The organism is Micromonospora sp. KC606, from assembly GCF_004348675.1.
In the GTDB taxonomy this organism is placed as follows: Bacteria; Actinomycetota; Actinomycetes; order Mycobacteriales; family Micromonosporaceae; genus Micromonospora.
The window spans coordinates 1-2,960 of sequence record NZ_SMKN01000356.1 but is presented as its reverse complement, the minus strand read 5'-3'; the positions used below and the strand labels follow the sequence as shown (position 1 = coordinate 2,960).

General features: G+C 72.8%; 3 protein-coding genes. 1 reads left to right on the top strand and 2 read right to left on the bottom strand.

Annotated features, from left to right (window positions below):
* On the bottom strand, positions 1 to 885 hold an 885-nt coding region (locus E1193_RS30825), incomplete at its 3' end, for an RtcB family protein (protein ID WP_132186644.1).
* A 502-nt stretch (positions 886 to 1,387) separates the two neighbouring features.
* On the opposite strand from E1193_RS30825, the gene E1193_RS30820 reads away from it, so the two are divergent.
* The gene (locus E1193_RS30820; RefSeq protein ID WP_132186643.1) at positions 1,388 to 2,176 is read left to right on the top strand and encodes an alpha/beta hydrolase family protein; all 789 of its coding nucleotides are present in this window, start codon (positions 1,388 to 1,390) and stop codon (positions 2,174 to 2,176) included.
* Between the two features lie 59 nt (positions 2,177 to 2,235).
* Here E1193_RS30820 and E1193_RS30815 read toward each other — a convergent pair.
* Positions 2,236 to 2,960: M15 family metallopeptidase (locus E1193_RS30815; protein WP_132186642.1), on the bottom strand; the 725-nt coding region annotated here is incomplete at its 5' end.

Genomic DNA, 2,960 nt, shown 5'->3' with positions numbered 1-2,960 from the left:
GGCCCGGATCGCCCCCTTGCGGGTCACCAGCACCTCCACGCCCTCGTAGGTCTCCTCCGCCACGTAGTTGTGGTGGCACGAGATCGGCTCCCCGTAGGTCACGTGCGGGAAGTGCTCCCGTACCACCCCGCAGAGCAGGGCCAGCATGACCGCGCGGTTGCGCCGGGCATACTCCTGCGCCCACCACAGGTCCCGGCGGTACGCGGCCATCTCCGGTGTGCCGGCGAGGAAGACGGCCAGGTCGCGGTCGGGCAGGTCGGCGTTGTGCGGCAACTGCCGGGCCACCCCGATGTGCCGCTCGGCCAACTCCTTGCCGATGTTGCGGGATCCGGAGTGCAGCATCAGCCAGACCTGCCCGGGGTCCGGGCCGCCCTGCTCGAGGCAGACCTCGATGAAGTGGTTGCCGCCACCGAGGGTGCCCAGCTGCCGCCGGGCCCGGGTCTCCAGCTGGGCCACGCTGCGGTCCAGCTCGCCGAAGCGCTGCCAGAACGCGTCCCAGCCGGCCCGCTCCAGGCCCGGCACCCGACGCGGGTCGACCGCGTCGTCGCGCTGGCGGAAGCCGACCGGGATCGCCGCCTCGATCGCCGACCGCAGCCCGGCGAGGCTGTCGGGCAGGTCGGCGGCGGTGAGCGAGGTACGCACCGCGCTCATTCCGCAGCCGATGTCGACGCCCACGGCGGCCGGGGAGACGGCCTGGCGCATGGCGATGACCGAGCCGACCGTGGCGCCCTTGCCGTAGTGCACGTCGGGCATGACGGCGACGCCGTGGACCCAGGGCAGCTCGCCGATGTTGCGCAGCTGCCGCGCGGCCTGCGGCTCGATGCCGTACGGGTCGGTCCAGACCCGTACCGGCGCCCTGGTGCCCGGCAGCGGGGTGAATGCCATCGTTCTCTCCTTGGTCGTCGTGTCCCGCCCTTCGCGGGGGGTGTGCGGAGCGGTTTTCCGGGTTCACGCCGGCGGTCCTCGCCACGGCGAGCTACCGGCTGGTGCGTGACTCGTACCAGGTGCACATCCGTGCACAGCGAGAGCTGCCGATGGGCCGGTGACGGGAAAGCCGCCCGGTCCCCGGTGGGGTGGGCGGCCGTGTCGGCAAGGCGGGGTACTAACCGCGCCGCCACCCTGGTCGCCGATCACACCGGCCTCGGCCTTGTTCGCCGGCCAGCGGCATGGCACCACCACGCGACAGGGGCCGCGTGGCGGTGGTGCTGTTCCGCTGCTGCACGGTGGACTCCCGGAGGTGATCGGCGTGACGGTGCCGCTGACCGTAGGCGGCCCGCCCGGGACACGCAACGGAAAAACGCGGTCCGATCCGCGTGGGACGTCGGCCGGCCCGGGCCGGCCGACGTCGCACGGTGGGCCGCGACCGGAGGCGGTACGGTGACGGACCATGGCACTGGTCCGCTGCGACTTCTTCTCCGAGGCGCTCGGCCTCAACACCTCGATGCAGGTTATCCTGCCCGCGCCCGCCACGTCCCAGATCGGGCTGGCCAGCGGCCCGGCCGGAGCTGATCCGCCCGTGCTGTACCTGCTGCACGGCCTCACCGACGACGAGAGCATCTGGTTACGCCGGACCTCGATCGAGCGGTACGTGGCGCCCCTCGGGCTGGCCGTCGTGATGCCCCGCGCCGAGCGGAGCTTCTACGCCGACGAGGAACACGGCAACCGGTTCTGGACGTTCCTCGCCGACGAGCTGCCCGACGTGTGCCGGTCGTTCTTCCGGCTCTCCGACCGCCGCGAGGACACCTTCGTCGCCGGCCTGTCGATGGGCGGCTACGGCGCGGTCAAGTGGGCGCTGCGCCGGCCCGACCGGTTCGCCGCCGCCGCCAGTCTCTCCGGATCCCTGAACGTCGCCCACCGGCGGGACCATCCGACCCGCCCGCTGAACCCCGACGTGTGGCACACCGTGTGGGGCGACCGGCCGGTGGCCGGCCGCGACGACGACACCGTGGCGTTGGTGCGCGCCGCCGGGCCGGACACGCCGCCGCTCTACGTGGCCTGCGGCACCGAGGACTTCCTCCACGAGGACAACCTGGCGTTCGTCGACGCGGCACGGGGGCAGGGCGTGCCGGTCACGGTCGACTTCTCCCCCGGCGACCACGACTGGGCGTACTGGGACGCGAAGATCCAGGACGTGCTGGCCTGGCTGCCGCTGCGCACCCGCGCCGAGGCCCACTGAGTCCTCGGGTACGGCGGGCCGGTGACCCGCCTGGATGATGGCCGGATCAGCGTGGGTCTCTACCGCGGCGGCAGCGAGGACACCGCCACCGGGAAGTCGAAGTAGGTGTCCGGGTACGGCTCGTCGGCGTAGCGATAGTGCCACCACTCCCGGTCGTAGTTGACGAATCCCTGCTGCGTCATCAGCCGTTTCAGCAGCTGGCGATGGCGTCGGGCAGCGCCGGTGATCCGCGGGTCGTCGGTGTGCGCGAGGGGGTCGAAGCAGTCGAACCCGGTGCCCATGTCGACGCTGCCGTCGGCGAACCGGCGGTCGGCGGGCTCGGTGCAGGCCACCAGCGGCTGACCTGGCGCCTGGCTCGCGTCGGACGGCACGGGCAGCGGTTGCAGGGTGAGGTCGACGGTGCTGCCGCGGCTGTGCGCCGTGGGGGCGCCGAGGTACCCGTCGGCGAAGAGTCGGTCCTTGGCGACCCGGGGGTAGAACTCGGCTTTCATCCGCTGGTCGGCGGGATCCTTCGCCCAGCGGACGAAGTCGTCGACAGCCCGCCGCGGCCGGTAGCAGTCGTACACCCGCAGGCCGTATCCGTGGGCGCGGGCGGCGGCCTGGACCCGGCTCAGCGCCTCGGCTGCCGGGCGGGTGAGCAGGCAGACGGGTTCCTGGTAGCCGTCGACGGGCCGGCCGAGGAAATTGTGCGCGGTGGCGTACCGGATGTCGGTGGTGATGCTCGGGTCGACCTCGGACAGCAGCACGAAGTCGGCCGGGGCGGGCGAACCGCCGGTGGACGGGG

What these genes read in the sequence shown, in the direction of transcription:
- E1193_RS30820 (WP_132186643.1), top strand. Translation starts at nt 1,388, where the DNA reads ATGGCACTGGTCCGCTGCGACTTCTTCTCCGAGGCGCTCGGCCTCAAC.